Raw genomic sequence first — 20555 nt, forward strand, 5'->3', positions numbered from 1 at the left:
AATGACATACAGTAGTTATTTTTTTTTAAATAAACAATAAAAACTTTGCGTCTTAGCGACTTTGCGAGACTAAAATAACAAGCAAAAAACTCTGCAACTTTGAACCTAAAAACCCTCACTATGAAGTACACGAGCGTCTTTCTAGTTTTACTTTTTATTTCAGGAAATCTGTTTTCCCAAAATAAATACCGCCTTAAAAATTTCTCCACTACTGATGGAATTTCGCAGAGTTCTGTCATTGCTATTCATCAAGATAAATTGGGGCAAATGTGGTTTGGAACACGCGATGGCTTGAATAAATATGATGGAAGCCGATTTACCATTTTTAGGAATGATGTTTCCAATAAATATTCCATCAGCAACAATGATATTTTGGCTATTGAAGAAGATAATTCTGGAAAAATCTGGGTAGGAACTTATAATGGATTGAATTGTTATGATCCTGTTTCGAATCGTTTTACAAGGTATCTTCATACCAAAGCCAATCATACAATTAGCAACAATGCCGTTTGGAGCATGAGAGAAATTGGTGGCGAAATGTGGTTTGGAACTTCAAAAGGACTTACTATTTTCAATAAAAAATCAGGATTGTTTAGCTCAGTTTTCCATTCAGATGAGGATGCTTCTACTCTTCCTAGCAATAATATTCTCAGCATTTTACAAACCAAAAAAGGCGAAATCTGGATTGGAACTACAAAGGGGTTATGTCAGCTCGTAAATCGAAAAAACGGTAAACTGAGCTTTAAAAATTATCCTTTAAATACAACCGATTTATTAAACGTACAATCGATAATCGAAGAGAAAGACGGCAGTTTGTGGGTCGGAACAAAAAATAAAGGGCTTTTAAAATTTGATCTGAAAGAAAAAGCTTTTGTTTCTTTTTTACCAACTGAAAAATATCGAGAAATCAATACCGACATTCGTTCTTTAGTAATTGATAACCAAGGTTCTTTATGGATTGGCGCTTACGACGGAATTTACATTTTAGGACAAGATAAAAGTCTGCAGAAGATCAACAATACGAACAACAGCAACGGAATCGACAAAGTAAAGTCGGTTTTTATGGACAAGAAAGGTTCTATCTGGATTGGCTGTTATTACAAAGGCGTAAATCTTTGGGATGTTTCAAATGTAAATTTCTCTAATTACAATCAGAATTCAAAAAAGATTCCGATGAGTTTTGATGTGGTAAGTTCTATTATTTCAGATAAAAACCAAAATATTTATTTCGGGACTGAAGGCGGGGGAATCACGATTTACAATAAAAATAACGAAACTGTAAATTACATCAACAGCAAAACTGGGCAATCTAATAAAAATGACATTAAAGCCATGTGCCTTTCAGACGATCATATTTTATGGATTGGAACTTTTTCTAAAGGATTATCGGCCTATAATACGGTTTCGAAACAAATTGAAGACAATAGAATCGCTCCCGACTTAAAGGATTTTTTAAAGGAAAGTGGTGTCTATTCGCTTAAAGCGGAAAATAAAATCTTATGGATCGGGACTTTTGGTAAAGGCTTAATTCGTTATGATACCGCTAATAAAACATTTCAGATTATTGGCAATGACAATACAAAACCTGTCTTTTTAACCAATAATATGGTTCGCAGTATCTTGATTGACAAACAAAATTCAATCTGGTTGGGAACTCAAAACGGTTTAAACCGTATTCCGCTTCAAAATTTTAATCCGAAGAAATATCAAATACAACATTTCTTTTACGATCATTCGTCGTTATCTGGCGATGATATTTTGACTTTATTTCAAGATTCTCAAAACAGAATTTGGGTTGGAACAAAAGCCAAAGGATTGCATTATTTTGACGGAAAAAAATTCAATCGAATCAATCTTAGAATTGGAAATACTGTCATTACTTCTATTCACTCGATTTTAGAAGATGACGATAAAAACTTATGGATTAGCACCAATCAAGGAATTATTAAATACAACCAGACTAAAAAATCAGTTGTAATTTACGATCAGAAAGATGGTTTGGCGAGTAACGAATTCAACGATAATTCGGCTTTAAAATTAGGATCTAACCAGTTTTATTTCGGAAGTCCGTCTGGTGCAACTTTTTTCGATGCAACAAAAATCTCTTTAAACAATTATGCTCCACAGGTTTTAATTACTGATTTAAAAATTAAAAACGAAACGGTAAACGCGCATGACAAAGATGGAATTTTAGAACAAAGCATCGGTTTTACCAAAACAATAATTTTGGATTATGATAAGGCGAATTTCTCGATCAGTTTTGCGATTCCAAATTACATTCGATCCAAAAACAATCAATACAGTTATCGTCTGGTTGGTTTAGAAAATAACTGGACAACAACTAAAAACAGCGAAGCCAATTTTGCCATTCAAAATCCAGGAACGTATACGTTTGAAGTCCGTGGCGCAAATAATGACGGTGTTTGGAATCAGAATCCAACGACTTTAACCGTTGTAGTAAATCCAGCTCCGTGGCGCAGTATTTGGGCGTTTATGCTGTACGGAATCATAATTGGTTTGGGTTTATATGGTTTGATTTGGATTATGAAATCGAAAGCCAGATTGAAACAAAAACTAGAATTGGAGTATCTGGAAACACAGCGAATTGAAGAAAACAATAAACTGAAACTGGATTTCTTCACCAATATTTCGCATGAATTTAGAACGCCTTTAACTTTGATTTTAGGTCCGCTACAGCAAATTTTAGCTGATTATAACGGAACGAATGAAATGTACAAAAAGCTTTTGGTCATTGAAGGAAGCGCGAATCATTTATTGAGTTTGATTAATCGTTTAATGGATTTTAGAAAACTAGAAAATCATCAGGTTACATTGGAATCGGCAAACGGAAACATTGTCAAATTCACCAAAGAAATCTTTTTATCGTTTATCGAATATGCCAAAGATGGCGGTTACGATTATACGTTTGAAACTGAAAACGAAGAAATTCTGGTCTATTTTGATCGATACAAACTCGAACGCGTATTTTATAATCTGATTTCAAATGCATTTAGATACACTCCAAAAGGCGGTGCTATAAAAATTAAAATCAATCACGATCAGCAAAATCTTTTTATCGCAGTTGAAGATTCTGGCGTAGGCATTTCTGAAGAACATATTGATAAGATTTTCGATTTGTTTTTTGAAATTCCGATGCACAATCAAGTTCAGAAAAACTACAATAAAGGGACTGGAATTGGGCTTTCAATCGTAAAAAACATTGTCGAATTGCATAAAGGAAAAATCGATGTTACGAACAAAATTACTGGCGGGGTTATTTTTAAAGTGACTTTACCTTTGGGTCGTGAACATCTGCTTGACAGCGAAATTATTCCTGATTTTAAAATCAGTGATGATATTGAACAATATAATGCTCAATTAGAACCTTCAGAAATAATCGAAAATGACGATATTGAAGATTTAATTGTCAACGAAGAAAAACAAACCATTTTACTTGTTGAAGATCATAAAGTCTTAAGAAAGTTCATGAAAAACCTTCTCAAAAAAGATTACAACATTATTGAAGCTGAAAATGGTAAAATAGCTTTAGAAAAAGCCTTAAAATTTGTTCCGAATCTAATTATCAGCGACGTTATTATGCCCGAAATGGTTGGAACTGAATTATGTTCTAAAATTAAAGAAAATATCAAAACCAGCCATATTCCAGTTATTTTGCTGACTTCTAGATCTTCCTTGGTTTACAAATTTGAAGGATTGGAAAGTGGTGCCGACGATTACATCAGTAAGCCATTTAATTTAATGGAATTTAGACTTCGCGTTAAAAATCTTTTAAATACAACAGAACGTTTACGAATCAAATTTTCTAGCGAAGACAGTTTTATTCCGTCAGAAATAACCGTTTCTTCTCTGGATGAAGAACTCTTGAAGAAAGCTTTCAAAATTGTGGAAGAAAATATTTCAAACGAACAATTTGATATTCCGTTTTTCTGTTCAGAATTAGGCGTAAGCCGAACGATGCTGTTTTTAAAAATTAAGGCTTGGACCAATTGCACGCCAAACGAATTTATTCATGAAATCAGATTAAAACGCGCCGCTCAATTATTAGAACAAAACAAACTAACCGTTTCTGAAATTAGTTATAAAGTCGGTTTCAATAATCCGAAATACTTTAGCAAATGCTTTCAGAAAAAATACGGCGAGACTCCATCTCAATACGCCGACAAATTTTATAAAACTTGTGAGATGTGAAAATGTGAAATGTGAAATGTAAGATGTGAAAATGTAAGATGTGAAATGTGAAATGTTAGTATCTCTTACTTTTCACTTTTCACTTTTCACTTTTCACTTTTCACTTTTCACTTTTTACTTTTCACTTTTTACTTTTTACTTTTCACTTTTTACTTTTCACTTTTTACTTTTTACTTTTCACTTTTTACTTTTCACTTTTCACTTTTCACTTTTACTTTTCACTTTTACTTTTTACATTTCACATTTCACATTTCACATTTTTCACATCTTACATAAACAATCCGCATTTTTAAAGGCTTAAAAAAGGGTATCTGTATTTTTGGATACCCTTTTTTGTATTTCTATTTCTTTTCTCAAGTATACATTTGCGATATGAAAATCAAAAAACCAAACTTCTTATTGCTGCAAATTTTGTTTGTCATTATCATAATCGGAATGAGTTTACTGCTTTTCTATCTTACCTAACTTATTAACCTTAAAACCAAAAAATGAATGTTTACAAACCACAAAAACAAATCGTTTAGATGGTGTTTACTGGTATCTTTTTTACTAGTAAATGTCGTGATGCATGCACAAGAACGAAAAGTGACTGGAAAAATAACTTCTAGTGAAGATTTACTCGGACTTCCTGGTGCTAATGTTTATATCAAGAATTCTTCTGTGGGCGCTTCTGCCGATATGGATGGGAATTACACTGTGATAGTAGGAGAAAAAAATGCTGTTTTAGTTTTCAATTTCGTCGGATTTCAAACTGTCGAAGTTCCAGTTGGGACTAAAAATGTAATCAATGTAAGTTTAAAACCAGATACAAAAGCATTGGATGAAGTTATCGTAGTAGGTTACGGTACACGTAAAAAGAGTGACATTACAGGATCTGTGTCTTCTGTAACGGCAAAAGAACTAACGGCTTATCCTGTTTTAAGTGCAGAACAAGCGCTGCAAGGCCGTGCGGCTGGTGTTTCGGTAATGACCAATAATGGCGGCGAACCAGGAGCTCCAACAAAAATCAGGGTTCGTGGAGGAACTTCTATTAATGCTAGTGGAGATGCTTTGATCGTTGTAGATGGTTTTGCAGGTGTTTCTATGCCAGCTCCGCAAGATATTGCTTCTATTGAAGTTTTAAAAGATGCTTCAGCAACGGCAATTTACGGTTCTCGCGGATCAAATGGGGTTATTATGGTAACGACCAAAAAAGGAAAATCAGGAAAACCGGTAATTGAGTTTAGCAATTCGACTTCTGTGCAATCGGTAAATAACAAACTAGATTTATTAAACGCCGATCAGTTTGCCGCTTACCGCAAAAGTTTTACTACGCATACGCAAGGTCCTGCAAATACAGATTGGCAAGATGTGATTTATCGTGACGGAATGATTTCGAATACACAATTATCTTTCTCAGGCGGATCAGAAAATATAAGATATTATGTTTCTGGAACGTATTTCAACCAAAATGGAGTTGTAATTAACTCTGGTATTGACCGATATACCATTGTAGGTAATCTTGAAGCTGATTTGTCTCCAAAATTTAAAGTGGGATTAAATACTTTTACAAGCAAACAGAACAAGGAAGGAATCGTAAGCCAGACAAGCGCTGGAGGAACTGGTGCTGCTGGTGTAATCGCTTCTGCATATCGTTTTATGCCAGATAAAGGAATTTATAATGCTGATGGAACGTATACCACAACGGCTCCAATTGGTGATGATATTGATAACCCGTACGCAACAGCAATGGAAAATATCTTAGAAACCGTTTCGGTTACCAACCGAAATAATTTCTTCGCTCAATATCAAATTACAAAAGATCTGGATTTTAAAACGACTTTAGGCTTAACAGACAGTAATTCGCAAACAGGAAGATTTATTCCTTCCACTTTAATTGCAGGAAAAAATATTAAAGGAGAAGCTTCTGTAAACAACACCAGATTTTCATCTTTCTTGACCGAAAATTATTTAACCTTTAAACGCGAAATTATCGATAAAGGAATGTTGACGGTTTTAGGCGGATACTCATATCAAAAGAATAAAAACGAAAATTCGTATGCCGCTTCAAGAGGATTTTTAACGAATACCAATTCATACCGAAATTTAGGAGCTGGAACTGTTTTCTTAAAACCTGATTCTGGTTTATCTGAAACTGAATTGATTTCTGCTTTCGGAAGGTTGAATTTCGATTATGCTGATAAATATTTAGTGACGTTCACAGCGAGACGAGATGGTTCTTCTAGCTTTAGTAAAAACTACAAGTACGGAACTTTCCCTTCTGGAGCAATTGGATGGAATATTAGTAAAGAAAACTTTTTGAAAGACAATAAAACAGTTTCAAACTTAAAACTGAGAGCTAGTTATGGAGCAACAGGAAATCCTTCAATTGGAGCCTACTCTACTCTTTCTAGATTTTCTGAAATTTACTATGTGAGCGGTGACGTGATTACAAATGCGGTTCAGTTAACTTCATTGGATAATCCGAACTTAAAATGGGAAACCTCTTATCAGCAAGATTACGGAATTGATTTAGGTTTGTTTGATAACCGAATCAGTATCACGGCAGATTATTATAAAACCATTACAAAAGATTTGTTGTTCAACAGACCATTGCCAGGAATTTCTGGAATTGCTTCTCAGCTTCAAAATGTAGGTGAATTAGAAAATAAAGGATGGGAATTAGCAATTAACAGCAGAAACTTTATTGGTGCTGATTTTACTTGGTCAACCAACTTTAATATCTCTTCAAACAAAAATAAAGTATTAAAACTAGCCGACAATAAAGATCTTTTAATCAATTCTGCACCAGGGCATTTCTTAGCAACTGAATCTCAAGTTTTACGAGTAGGTCAGCCTGTTGGATCTTTCTTCGGATTTATTTATGATGGTGTAATTCAGCAGGGAGAAACAGTGTTGCCAGGAAACTTTGAAACAGCTCCAGGAGGCGAGAAATTTAGAGATTACAATGGCGACGGAAAACTAGATTCTCAAGATAAAACGATTATCGGAAATCCGAATCCAGATTTCATCTTCGGATTCAACAATGATTTCACTTATAAAAATCTAGACTTGAACATCTTCTTTCAAGGTTCTGAAGGAGGCCAAATCTTGAATTATACTTTGATGGAATTGGCTTCTGGAAACAACAATGCGACAACAGAAGTTCTGGATGCTTGGACACCCACTCATACCGATACAAATGTTCCTGCAAATGCAGCAAGAACAAAAAGAATTACTTCAAGATTTGTTTATGATGGAAGTTACATTCGTTTGAAAAACATTTCTTTAGGCTACAGTTTAGATGAAAAAGTAGTTTCTAAAATGGGATTAAGCAAAGTTCGTTTCTACATCAGTGCGCAAAACCTTTGGACGATTACCAATTATCCAGGAACAGATCCAGAGACAAACTACTTAAACGACACAAACTCGCGAAGTAATACCTATTTAGGATTGGATTACGGAGGATATCCAAACGTAAGAACGTTTACAGCAGGATTCAATTTAAAATTTTAATCTAATACAACTATGAAAAAATATATAGCTCTTCTTTGCTTCGGAACACTTGCTTTTTTCAGCTGTTCTGATCTAGAAGAAAAACCGGTAGGAATTATTCGTCCAGAAAACTTTTTTAATAATACAGACGATTTGCAGGCTGCTGTAAATGGTGCTTTTGCCAACATTGCCCACAACAATTATTGGGGAAGAGAATTTACAATTGCCCTTATGCTTCGCGATGATATGGCCGATATTGGCGATAGAACCACACAAGCAGCGCGTATTGACGTAAACGACATGTCTATGAACGATACCAACGCGCTTGTAGCCAACTTTTGGCCTCAATCGTATGTTATCATTACTGCAGCAAATCAAGCGATTGAAGGTGCTAAAAAAACACCTGGAGATCCAGCAAAAGTGAATGCTATTGTGGCGCAAGCTTATTTTGCAAGAGCATTTGCGTACTATCATTTGGTCCGTCTTTTTGGTGATATTCCGTATGTAGATTTTGTTGTGAATGATGTATCGCAAGTAAATTCTTTAAGCAAAACCAAAGAAGCTGAAGTTTATCCAAAAATTATTGCCGATTTAGAATTTGCAAAACAATGGTTGGATGATAAACCAAAAGTTAAAGCAATTCCAGGAAAAGGTACTGCAGCTGGATATTTAGCCTCCGTTTATTTGACTTTAGGAAATTTTCAAAAAGCGTATGACGAGGCGAAATATGTAATTACAAACGAAGCCAAATTTGGTTTAGGTCTTGATGCTGATTTTCAAGATTTGTTCAACGCGACTAAAACAGCTTCACTAAAAGAACCATTATTTACAATTGACTTTAATAACTTGACTTCAGGAAATTACGGTCAAGATTATACTGCATTTTTCACAGGATCATTGAAAGATGATAGTTATAGCTACGGACAAGGTTTCTCTGTTGCTGTTCCTTCTTTAAAAGTCTTCAACACTTGGGATCAGAGAGATTACAGAAGAGCGGTAAGTTTTGATACCATCATTAGAAAGAAAACAGGCCCAGGCGGAGCTTTACAGGTTTATCCTTCAAGCGACAACGAAAAAGCACCTCGTCCGCATATTGCGAAATATTTCCGTTTTCCGGGAAAAGCTGGTGCTAACGGAAGAACTTCTCAGCACAATTATATCACCATGCGTTTTGCAGAAGTTTTATTGACTGCTGCCGAAGCTTTAAACGAAATTAGTCCAGGAACTACAGAAGCGGATGGTTATGTAAACCGTGTTCGCGCAAGAGCAAGAAACAAAGCAGGAAAACTGGTTTCTTTTCCAGCAAACGTAACACCTAATCTTTCTCAAAGTGATTTTAGAAAAATAGTAATCGACGAAAGAAGATTAGAACTGGCTTTTGAATATGTAAGATGGTACGACATCAAAAGGCTTAAAATCGGACCAGAAGTTTTTGGACCAAACGGTTTAGAGCCTCATGCTAATTTTGATCCAAACAGAGATTATTTATGGCCATTGCCTGGAACAGAATTGGCTATAAATCCGAATTTAAAACCGAATAATCCTGGTTATTAATAATTTTTAGGACGCGGATGAAGCGGGTTTGCTTATCGCAATCCCGATAGCTATCGGGAGCGGATTTACACTGATTTTTTTATTGCTTAACGCATTATTTGGTTTCACGCAGATTGAACAGATTTAATTTAAAAAAATCTATTTATCTATTAGATTTTTAAAAGTCTGCGCGAAAGAAAAAATCAGCCAAATCTGCAAGATCTGCGAGAGAAAAAAATTAAAACGCGGATGAAACGGATTTGCTATCGCAAAAACGCTGATTTAAACGGATTTTTTTTTGTGTGACGCATAATTGGTCTCCCGCAGATCTTGCAGATTGAGCAGATTATTTTTTTTTAAAATCTGTGTGAAATAAAAAAATCAGCCAAATCTGCCAAATCTGCGAGAGTATAAAAAATTTAGGCGCATTTGGTTTCACACAGATTTAAAAGGATTTTAAGCAGATGGAGCAGATTCATTAAAAAATCAATTTTAATCAGCTTAAATCTGTAGAATCTGCGTGAAATAAAAAAATCCATGCAAATCAGCTCCCGATAGCTATCGGGATCGCGATAGCGAATCCGCCCAATCTGCGTCCAAAATATCACAATATATATTATTTTAATATGAAGAATGTCAGTTTCATTTCTTTAATTCTTGGATTTGCATCGCTAGTAACAGCATGCAAGTCCGGAATTAATTCTCAACCAAAAACTACCTCTGCAGCGACAGAAAAACTGCAATCGCGTTACAAAATGTTGCTCGATTATCCAGTCGATTCGATGTCGATGCCGAGAAGTATGAATATCAAAACTCTTGAGATTCGCAAAGTGCCATCAAGAGATTGGACAAGCGGTTTCTTTGCTGGAAATCTTTGGCAGTTATACCGATTGACAGGCGATTCAAAATACAAAGAACAAGCTCAAAAATGGACTCCTTTCAGCAAAAAGGAAAGTGTCAATAGTAATTCGCATGACGTAGGTTTTAAAGTGTTTTGCAGTTTTGGAGAAGCTCTAAAAGTGGAAAACAAGAAAGAATACGAAGCGGTAATTGTTAAAGGCGCAGAAACTTTATGCAAAAGATTTAATCCAAAAGTAGGGTCAATACGTTCTTGGGATTTCAACAAAGAAATTTGGGATTTTCCTGTAATCATTGACAATATGATGAATTTAGAATTGCTTTTTGAAGCTTCTAAAATATCTGGAAATCCAAAATACCGCAATGTGGCCATTCAGCATGCCAATACTACTTTAAAAAATCAATTTAGAGAAGACAATTCCTGTTATCACGTTATCGATTATAATCCGACAACGGGCATAATTAGAAAGAAAACAACGCTTCAGGGGTATAATGATGATTCTGTTTGGGCGCGCGGTCAGGCTTGGGCTGTTTACGGATTCACCATGTCGTATCGCTACACAAAAGATCCTGCTTATTTAAATCAAGCCGAAGCAACTGCACATTATTTTATGACGGATAAAAACCTACCAGAAGACGGAATTCCGTATTGGGATTTGAAAGACCCGAGTATTCCAAATGCCCCTCGCGATGTTTCAGCTGCAATGGTTATGGCATCAGCTTTATATGAATTGTATACTTATACCCAAAATAAAAGTTATTTGGCTTTCGCCGATAAACTAATGGCCTCGGTACAGACAGATCAATATATTTTGGATACTAAAATTAAAGCTCCCTTCTTGTTTGATCACAGCACTGGGAACTGGCCAAAACACGACGAAATTGACGAACCAATAATCTACGCCGATTATTATTTTTTAGAAGCTTTAATAAAGGTACAGAGGCTCAAAGGTTCATAGTAAAAAAGGTTTTGAATCTTTGAACTTTTGACCCAGAAAACCTTTGAACCTTTGTAACTATGAACCTTTGTAACTATGAATAAAACTTTTTCAATTTTTGCGCTTTTTGTTTTGTTTCAAATTTGTCTGAGCAGCAGTTTTGCTCAGACAAAAATGAACATCAATGACAATTGGCTTTATTTAGAAAATCATACACCAAACCTCAACGAAGCACAAAAAGCTTCTAATTGGGTTTCATTAAACTTACCTCATACTTGGAACGCCGAAGATGCAACCGATTTAATGCCCGGTTACAGACGCGATGCAAGTTGGTACCAAAAAAAACTTAACCTCTCTAAAATAGATCAAAATCAATTTTATTCTTTATACTTTGAAGGATCAAACGTAACAACAAAAGTCTATGTAAACGGCAAAGAAGCGGGTTCTCACATTGGTGGTTATATTGGCTTTTCTATCGATATTACAAAATTGATTAAAGAAGGAAACAACGATATTTTTGTCCGTGTGGATAATAGTTATGACATCGAAATTATACCGTCTCAAAAAAGCGATTTCTTTATTTATGGCGGTATCACGCGCGATGTTTGGTTGGTTTCGAAATACAAAAAATATATCGACAATATCAAAATCACTACTCCAGAAGTTTCAGCTAAAAAGGCTTCGGTTCAGATTGTTTCATCTATTATAAATCCTGATAATGCAAAAGATTTATCATTGACGATAACATTAAAAAATCCGAAAGGGAAAAAAGTAGCAAGCAAAACAATTCCTGTTTCGAGTAAAACTTCTACCATCACTTTCGAAAACATTAAAAATCCAGAACTTTGGGATACTGAAAAACCTAATTTATACCGATTGACAGCTTTTTTATCAGAGAAAAATCAAATAAAAGACAGCGTTGCAGAAAAAGTAGGTTTCAGATGGTTTGAGTTTAAAGATCATGGCCCTTTTTATCTTAACGGAAAACGTTTATTAATTCGCGGAACACATCGTCATGAAGAACAAGCGGGAGTTGGTGCAGCCATGACCAACGAACAACATTGGGCTGACATGAAATCGATAAAAGAAATGGGCGCAAATTTCGTTCGCTTGGCACATTACCCGCAAGATCCAGAAGTTTACAAAGCTTGCGATGAATTAGGTTTATTGGTTTGGGACGAATTGCCTTGGTGCCGCGGCGGAATTGGAAATGAGGTTTGGAAAACCAACGCCAAAAATATGCTGGAAGAAATCATCAATCAAAATTATAACCATCCGAGTATTATAATTTGGTCTTTAGGAAATGAAATAAACTGGCTTCCAGATTTTCCTGACGGCGATAATGCCGAAAAAACAAATGCCTTTTTAACGGAATTAAATGACATTGCACACAAACTCGATCCGACAAGAAAAACGGCGATTAGAAAATATTATGAAGGTTCGCATATTGTAGATGTCTTCTCGCCTTCTATTTGGTCGGGCTGGTATTCTGGAAGCTACAAAAGCTATCAAAAAGCAATTGATGTTTACAAGAAAGAATACAAACATTTTATTCATGCCGAATATGGCGGAGATAGTCATGTTGGGCGTCATAGCGAGAATCCTGTTACGGGAGAAAATGTTATAAAAGCCGAAGGTTGGGAAGAAGCTATTGTTCAGACTAAAGTCGCAAACATTGCCCAAATTGGCGATTGGAGCGAAAATTATATAGTTGATTTGTTTGACTGGCATTTGCATATATCCGAGAATGACCCAAATTTTGTGGGAAATGTTCAATGGGCATTTAAGGATTTTGCAACGCCGTTGCGTCCAGAAGATGATATTCCGTATATGAATCAAAAAGGACTTACAGACAGAAATGGAGTTCCGAAAGATGCGTATTATGTTTTTAAAAGTTATTGGGCAAAAGAGCCTTTTGCGTACATCGAATCACACACTTGGACAGAACGCCAAGGACCTGAAAATACGCCAAGAACCATCAGCGTTTTCAGTAATTGTGATAAAGTGACTTTATCTCACAACGGAAAATCATTGGGCGAAAAACAGCGAAATCTTGCGCTTTATCCTGCAAATGGCTTAACTTGGGAGGTCAATTTTGCGAAAGGTGAAAATGTTTTAATTGCCATTGGAAAAACAAAAGAGGGGAAAACAGTTTCTGATACGCTGAAAGTGAATTACCGTTTCAATAAAAATAATACGGCGGTTTCTTTGCAATTGTCATCAGAAAAATTAAAAAATGGAAATTACTTGGTAACCGCAATTGCAATCGATAATAACAATTTACGTTGTCTCGATTATGAAGCGAGTGTTTATTTTCAATGTTTAAAAGGAGGAAAAACATTGAAAAACCAAGGAACACCAACTGGAAGCGAATCCATCAGAATGGCAAACGGAAAAGCATCTATCGAAGTAATTCCTGACGGTTCTAATACTCCAATCGAAATGACGGCATTGAATCAAAGTTTTAAAGGAGAATATTTGAGGATTCCTACTGACTGAAAAGACTCTAAGATGCTAAGGCACTAAGATTCTAAGTTTTTTTATGCCACAGATTAATGGATTAAAGAGATTAAAAAAGTTCCGTTAGGAACGAAAGATCGGTAGCACCGGATGAAATCCGGTGGAATTAATTACGTCACGCCAATTAAGTCCCATAGGGACGACATATATTACACAAACAAGATTACAAAATGAAAAAAATTCTAACATTATTATTCCTTACATCATTCGCAATTGGACAATCACAAGGTTTAATTTCTAACGTGTCAAACCGAAATACCACTTCGCTAAATGGAACGTGGAATTACATTATCGATCCGTATCAAACTGGATTTTACAGCTTTCACTTAGATCAATATGACAAACAGGAAAAACCAGCTAAAGGAGCTTTTTTCAGTAATTATCATGCTCAAAACAAACAGGAATTGGTAGAATATGATTTTGATAAATCGCCGACCATTACAATTCCAAGTGATTGGAATTCAAAAGTTCCAGAACTGAAATATTACGAAGGAAACGTATGGTTCAAAAAGTCATTTGATTATAATTTGGCAGCCAAAAAACGTCTTTTTTTATATTTAGGAGCGATCAATTATAAAGCAGATGTTTATTTAAACGGAAAAAAACTAGGAACTCACGAAGGCGGATTCACACCGTTTAATTACGAAGTCACTTCGATTGTACAGCCAAAAGGCAATTATTTGGTTGTAAAAGTGGATAACACGCGCCATAAAGAAGATGTTCCGACTGTTAATACCGATTGGTGGAATTACGGCGGCATAACTCGTGATGTAACCCTAATTGAAGAGGAAGCTTCATTCATAGAAGATTATAACATTCAGCTGAAAAAAGGCAATGCCAATGTTATTTCTGGTTTTATTAAAATCAATAATTTGGAGGCTTCTCAAAACAATGTTTCGATTTCTATTCCAGAATTAAAAATCAATTTTAAAGGAAAAGCAGATGCTCAAGGAATTTTAAACTTCGAAATTCCTGTTAAAAAAATCTCGTATTGGTCGCCTGAAAATCCGAAATTATATGAGGTAACGATTGACTTTAACGGAAAAAAATTAAAAGATCAAATTGGTTTTAGAACTATCGAAACCAAAGAAGATAAAATTCTGCTTAACGGAAAACAGGTCTTTTTACGCGGAATTTCGATTCATGAAGAAAATGCTAAAGGTGGACGTGCTAATTCTCCCGAAGATGCTTTACGTCTACTAAACTGGGCAAAAGAATTAGGCTGCAATTATGTTCGTTTGGCACATTATCCGCACAACGAAAACATCATTCGCGAAGCTGATAAAATGGGAATCATGGTTTGGGAAGAAATTCCGGTGTATTGGACCGTAGAATTTACGAATAAAAATACCTACCGAAATGCAGAAGATCAACTAACCGCTTCAATCACGAGAGATAAAAACAGAGCAAGCATTATTATTTGGTCAATGGCAAATGAAACTCCGATTTCTGATGCTAGAAATACTTTCATTAAAAATTTAGCTTCACACACAAGATCGTTAGATGATACAAGATTAATCAGTGCCGCTTTATTGACTAAAAAAGAAACCATTGACGATCCAATTGGTGAAGTTTTAGATGTTGTCGCTTTCAATCAATATTTGGGCTGGTACGGCGGAAATCTAGAAGATGCGGAAAAAATAACATGGAAATCAAAATATAATAAGCCTATAATTGTTTCTGAATTTGGAGGTGATGCTAAAGCAGGTTTCCACGGAGAGAAAAACGAACGCTGGACAGAAGAATATCAGGAATATTTATACATTCAGAATTTAAAAATGATCGAAAAGATTCCACACCTTAGCGGAACAAGTCCGTGGATTTTGGTTGATTTTAGATCGCCAAAAAGACTGCTTCCAGGAATTCAGGACGGTTACAATCGTAAAGGTTTAATTTCGAATGATGGCGAAAAGAAGAAAGCATTTTACATTATGCAGAATTGGTATGCTAAGAAAAAAAGCGAGTTTTAATTTATTACAGGGTTTACACAATGCATATCGTAGAGACGCACTGCAGTGCGTCTAACATGTTGCGGATAACCGTTGCGTAGACGCACTGCAGTGCGTCTCTACAAAAATTGGAAAGGAAATAAAATTATATTATCAAATCTGTTACCAATTCATTAACAAAAAACAGACTGTAGATTATATGATTTTTCTTCATTATTAACTTACTTTGTAGTTATTCTAAAAATTGTAATCCTATGAAAAAATTTTATTTACTGGCAGTTACCTTGTTTGCTGCCTTTACAGTTCAGGCACAAGATGTAGTGAAATTTGCTCCACTAGACAATAGTCCTGTTGATATTTCTTATTTCCCAAACAAAGCGGTTAAGTTCAAAAAAACAGATAATCCAAATCCGGTTATCAAAGTTACTTATGCAAGACCTTCTTCAAAAGGAAGAACTATTTTTGGCGATGTTGTTAAATTTGGAGAAATCTGGAGAGTTGGTGCTAACGAGAATACAGAAATCAAATTCTACAAAGACGTAACAATTGGTGGTAAAAAAGTTCCTGCAGGATACTACAGTTTTTTTGCTATTCCAGAAAAAGACAAATGGACAATCATTATCAATAAAGAATTAGATTTATGGGGTGGTTATGCGTATGACGAAAGCAAAGACGTTGTTAGAGTGTCTGTTCCTGTCAAACCAGTTTCTACTCCAATCGAAGCTTTATCTATTGCATTTACAACTCAAGGTAATATCGCTAATTTGGTTATTGGATGGGATAAAACTACGGTTGAATTGCCTATTACGGTTAAATAAGTTTTACTGATATGCCACAAAGGCACAAAGTCGCAAAGTTTTTTTTAAGCTTTGCGATTTTTTTTTATCTCGCAATCCCGATAGTGATCGGGAGCAGAGACGCAAAGTTTATTACACAGATTATCAAGCAATCTTGTCATTTCGACGAAGGAGAAATCTCCACGAGAAACTCTACAAAGATTGGCTTATTATTGCGGAGCTACTTACGAAGATTTCTCCTTCGTCGAAATGACAAAAATGGGGTTACTTTGTCAATAAACTTTGCGTCTCTGCGACTTCGCGAGATTTTCTTCACAACAAAAAAATCCCTTTAAGATCGTACTCTCAAAGGGATTATTATAATTGTTTTTTTATGCTTAAACCTTAGCCGTTTCTATAATCTTATCCAACGTAATGGGTAAATCTCTAACACGTTTTCCAGTTGCATTAAAAACAGCATTTGCAATTGCAGGCGCCATTCCAACTAAAGCCGTTTCTCCAAGTCCTTTTGTTCCCATTGGATTACTGATTGGATCTTTTTTGTTTACGAAAAACACTTCCTGCTTTTCAATATCTGCATTTACAGGAACATGATAATCGGCAAAATTATTATTGATCGGGCGTCCAAAACGATGATCGATTTCTAAAGCTTCCATTAATCCCATTCCGATTCCTCCGACAGCTCCGCCAAACATTTGTCCAGCAGAAGTTTTCTGACTGATAACCGTTCCAATATCGGCACAAGAAACCACATGCGCCAATCTAATTTTACCCAAATTCGGATTCACTAATACTTTTACAAAATGAACCGAAAACGAATAAATCGAATATTTCTTTGCTTCTTCAGCTGCTTTTGAAAGATTTTCTACTTCAAAATCTTCTAATTTATTGCTGCTTAGAAGTGTGGCTAAAGTAACCGATTTAGATTTGTCCTTTTTAGAAGAAACAGCTCCATTTTCAAAAGTCAAATCGGTAATCGCGATTCCTTTCAAAGCAGGATTTTTGCTTCCCAATTCAATTATTTTATTTACTAATAAATTACAGGCATCGTGCACCGCAGAACCCACAGACGAAGTCGTTGCCGAACCTCCTTGCGTTGGCCCTTTTGGCAATCCGCTTTTACCCATTTCGATAATGACATTTTCTGAAGGCAAACCAATTACTTCTGCTCCAATTGCCGTCATCATCGTTGCTGTTCCAGGTCCCATATCGTTTACGCTACATTGCAGAACCAAATCTCCATTGGCTAAGAATTTTGCTTTTACCGAAGTTGGACTTCTATAACAGCCAAAAGTTCCTGTTCCCATTCCGTAACCCACTAGCCAATTTCCTTCTTTTACAGAACCCGGTTCGTTTTTACGATTCTTCCAGCCAATGCGTTCCATTCCTGCTTCGTAACATTCTAAAAGAAATTTACTGCTCCACGGTTTATTTTGTTCCTGATCTTTTTCAGCATAATTGCGTTTTCTGAATTCAATCGGATCTAAGTTTAATTTATATGCCATTTCATCCATTGCAGATTCTAAGGCAAAAGAGCCTGTTGCTTCTCCCGGACCGCGCATCCAAATTGGCGTACACGTATCCAAAGGCACAATTCTATAACGGGTAGAAACATTGGCACAATCATAAATAAATCGAGACATGTTTACTGTTCCTTCCATGAAATCTTCATAGCTCGAAGTCATGGCAACCGCTTCATGCGTTAACCCTGTCAGTTTTCCATCTTTCGTAGCGCCTAATCCCATTTTCTGGATGGTGTAAGGTCTAAAACCCACATTGGTAAACATTTGTTCGCGATGCAAAACTAATTTTACGGGACGATTTAGTTTTTTAGCTCCAATCAGAGCGGCAATTTCATACGGCCAAGTATGCAATCCCATTCCGAACGCACCTCCAATGTATTCTGAATGAACCTCAACATCTTCTACAGGAACATCAAAAACTCCTGCTACACTTTTTCGAGTTCCTTCAACACCTTGACTTTTCGTATATAAAATCGGTTTGTTTCCGTTCCATTTTGCAATGATGTTGGCCAATTCCATTGGATTATGAACTTCAGTTGGAATCGTATATTCGGTTTCTAAAACAATCTCAGCATTTTTATAACCGTCATGCTCACCGCGATGGTAATCATTTCCTTTATCGGTATCTATTTTTCTTTCTTTATCAGCTGCTTTGTGAAGTTCAGTCGAATGTTCTTCTTTAAAATAATCCGCTTTAATTAAACTTGCCGCATAACGCATACGCTCAAAAGTATCGGCAATTACCAAAGCAATTGGCTGATCGTAATACAAAACCGAATCGTCCTTGAAAATCTGAAGTGGCTGACCGAAATTTCGTTTGTCTTTCGCTTTTTGATAGCCAGAAGGTTTGTCGACATTCAAATGCGTAATCACCGCCAAAACTCCTGGCGCCCATTCTGCTTTTTTAGTATCAATGGTTTTAATTCTTCCTTTGGCAATCGTACTTCCCACAAGGCAGGCATAAACCACACCCGGCGTTTTATATTCAGCTGAATAAGTTGCAGAGCCCGTTACTTTAGCAAATCCGTCAACTCTATTAATATTACTTGTCTTACTCATAATTTAATTATTTTGATGCTGCTATTGTAAGTGCTTCTGTTACTGCGTTTCCTCCAAGCGTTAGTTTAAAATCATTGTCGCCATATCCTCTGGCTCCTTTCATAGACAAATCGCCCGCTTGTTTAAATACATCTTCTGAAATGGTTTTCCCTTTCAAGAATTTTTCTGTTTCAGTCAATCTCCAGGGTTTATGTGCCACACCGCCCATAGCTAATCTGACATCATTTATAGTGTTATTCTTAATATCCAAAGCCACGGCAACAGACACCAATGCAAAAGCATAACTCGTTCTGTCACGAACTTTTAGATAATGAACATTTTTAGTGAAATTATTATCGGGAATTTCAACCGAAGTAATTAATTCTCTTTCATCCAATTTATTGTCTTTTTCAGGCGTATTTCCAGGAAGACGATGAAAATCGGTAAAATCAATTTCTCTTTTTCCTTTTGGGCCTTCAACTAGAACTTTCGCGTCAAGCGCCGCCAAAGCCACGCACATATCACTTGGGTGGACAGCAATACAACTATCCGAAGCGCCAAAAATAGCGTGCATTCTGTTCGAACCGCCAATTGCTCCGCAGCCACTTTTAGGAGTGCGTTTGTTGCAAGGCATATCAGTATTATAAAAATAAGAACATCTGGTACGTTGTAGCATATTTCCTCCCACAGTTGCCATGTGGCGAATTTGCTGAGAAGCTCCTGCTGCTAAAGCTAATGCCAGCAAAGGATATTTTTCTTTTATAGAAGTATCTTCGGCAACTTGACTGTTTTTAGCCAATGCGCCAATAGAAACTTTTCCTTTTAAGAATTCTATTTTCTTTAAATCTAATCCGTTGATGTCAACTAGTTTGTCTGGCGCCACGATATTCTTTTTCATTAAATCGACTAGATTCGTTCCTCCTGCAATAAACATCGAAGAATTATCTTTGGCTTTTCCTGTAACTGCCGATGAAGACGACAAGGCTTTAATTATCTGAAAGTTTTTCATATTTCCTTCCCTCCTTCCTTAACTTCAGTTATAGCGTCAACAATATTATGATAAGCGCCACATCTACAGATGTTACCGCTCATATATTCGCTAATTTCTTCTCTGCTGTTGGCGTGACCTTCTTTGATACAAGCAATTCCCGACATGATTTGTCCCGGAGTACAATACCCGCACTGAAAACCGTCGTGTTTAATAAAAGCTTCCTGCATTGGATGCAGTTTTTTACCTTTCGAAAGTCCTTCGATTGTGGTAACCTGAGCATTTTGCTGCATCGTTGCCAGAGAAAGACAAGATAAGATTCTTGTTCCGTTTACGTGAACTGTACACGCGCCACATTGTCCGTGGTCGCAACCTTTTTTGGTTCCTGTAAGCTGTAATTGTTCTCGAAGTAAATCCAACAAAGTGGTTCTTGGCTCAATGTTTAAATTGTGTTTTGTGCCATTTACTTCAATAGAAAGCGGTACTGTTTCTAAATACTCCGCAATTTTTTCGTCCCATTTCTTGTCAGAAGCCATTACCAATGAAGGTGGCGTCAGCGCAAGAGCGGTAAAAAGTCCTGATTTCTTTATAAAGTCACGACGCGAATTGGAATCTTCGGGCGTTACTTTATCCTGATTTGTTTTTTTAGAAGCCATTCAGTCTATTTGTTAAATTAGCAAACTCACTTTTGTATTCTAACAAATTTAATCATCTTCTATCACAAAAAG

At 36.0% G+C, this 20555-nt stretch carries 10 protein-coding genes; 7 read left to right on the plus strand and 3 right to left on the minus strand.

Annotated features, from left to right (window positions below; translation table 11 throughout):
• The first annotated feature begins 120 nt into the window (after positions 1-120).
• From ABTV69_RS19365 to ABTV69_RS19395, 7 genes are all read left to right on the plus strand, one after another.
• Positions 121-4209 carry a two-component regulator propeller domain-containing protein gene (locus ABTV69_RS19365; protein ID WP_433831718.1) on the plus strand — a complete coding sequence of 1363 codons (4089 nt, stop codon included), beginning with the start codon at positions 121-123 and terminating at the stop codon, positions 4207-4209.
• Between the two features lie 492 nt (positions 4210-4701).
• The gene (locus ABTV69_RS19370; RefSeq protein ID WP_433831720.1) at positions 4702-7704 is read left to right on the plus strand and encodes a SusC/RagA family TonB-linked outer membrane protein; all 3003 of its coding nucleotides are present in this window, start codon (positions 4702-4704) and stop codon (positions 7702-7704) included.
• A gap of 12 nt (positions 7705-7716) precedes the next feature.
• Positions 7717-9237, plus strand: a complete 1521-nt coding sequence (locus tag ABTV69_RS19375; protein WP_433831722.1) for a RagB/SusD family nutrient uptake outer membrane protein — start codon at positions 7717-7719, stop codon at positions 9235-9237.
• A 605-nt stretch (positions 9238-9842) separates the two neighbouring features.
• Positions 9843-11033, plus strand: a complete 1191-nt coding sequence (locus ABTV69_RS19380) for a glycoside hydrolase family 88 protein (protein WP_433831724.1) — start codon at positions 9843-9845, stop codon at positions 11031-11033.
• 75 nt (positions 11034-11108) lie between these two features.
• Entirely contained in the window at positions 11109-13511 is a 2403-nt protein-coding gene (locus ABTV69_RS19385) for a glycoside hydrolase family 2 protein (RefSeq protein WP_433831726.1), read from the plus strand.
• A 191-nt stretch (positions 13512-13702) separates the two neighbouring features.
• The gene (locus ABTV69_RS19390) at positions 13703-15502 is read left to right on the plus strand and encodes a glycoside hydrolase family 2 protein (RefSeq protein WP_433831728.1); all 1800 of its coding nucleotides are present in this window, start codon (positions 13703-13705) and stop codon (positions 15500-15502) included.
• Positions 15503-15735: 233 nt separating this feature from the next.
• The gene (locus ABTV69_RS19395) at positions 15736-16299 is read left to right on the plus strand and encodes a DUF2911 domain-containing protein (RefSeq protein ID WP_433831730.1); all 564 of its coding nucleotides are present in this window, start codon (positions 15736-15738) and stop codon (positions 16297-16299) included.
• A 356-nt stretch (positions 16300-16655) separates the two neighbouring features.
• On the opposite strand, the gene ABTV69_RS19400 is transcribed toward ABTV69_RS19395, so the two are convergent.
• The 3 genes from ABTV69_RS19400 to ABTV69_RS19410 are packed head-to-tail and all read right to left on the minus strand — an operon-like array spanning position 16656 to position 20483.
• A complete protein-coding gene (locus ABTV69_RS19400) occupies positions 16656-18860 on the minus strand; it encodes a xanthine dehydrogenase family protein molybdopterin-binding subunit (protein ID WP_433831732.1) in 2205 nt (734 codons plus the stop codon).
• 7 nt (positions 18861-18867) lie between these two features.
• Entirely contained in the window at positions 18868-19848 is a 981-nt protein-coding gene (locus ABTV69_RS19405) for an FAD binding domain-containing protein (RefSeq protein WP_433831734.1), read from the minus strand.
• Positions 19845-20483, minus strand: a complete 639-nt coding sequence (locus ABTV69_RS19410; RefSeq protein WP_433831736.1) for a 2Fe-2S iron-sulfur cluster-binding protein — start codon at positions 20481-20483, stop codon at positions 19845-19847. The genes ABTV69_RS19405 and ABTV69_RS19410 overlap by 4 nt, the downstream gene beginning before the upstream one ends.
• Positions 20484-20555 lie beyond the last annotated feature (72 nt).

Source organism: Flavobacterium anhuiense (genome assembly GCF_050990855.1).
Taxonomy (GTDB): Bacteria; Bacteroidota; Bacteroidia; order Flavobacteriales; family Flavobacteriaceae; genus Flavobacterium; species Flavobacterium anhuiense_C.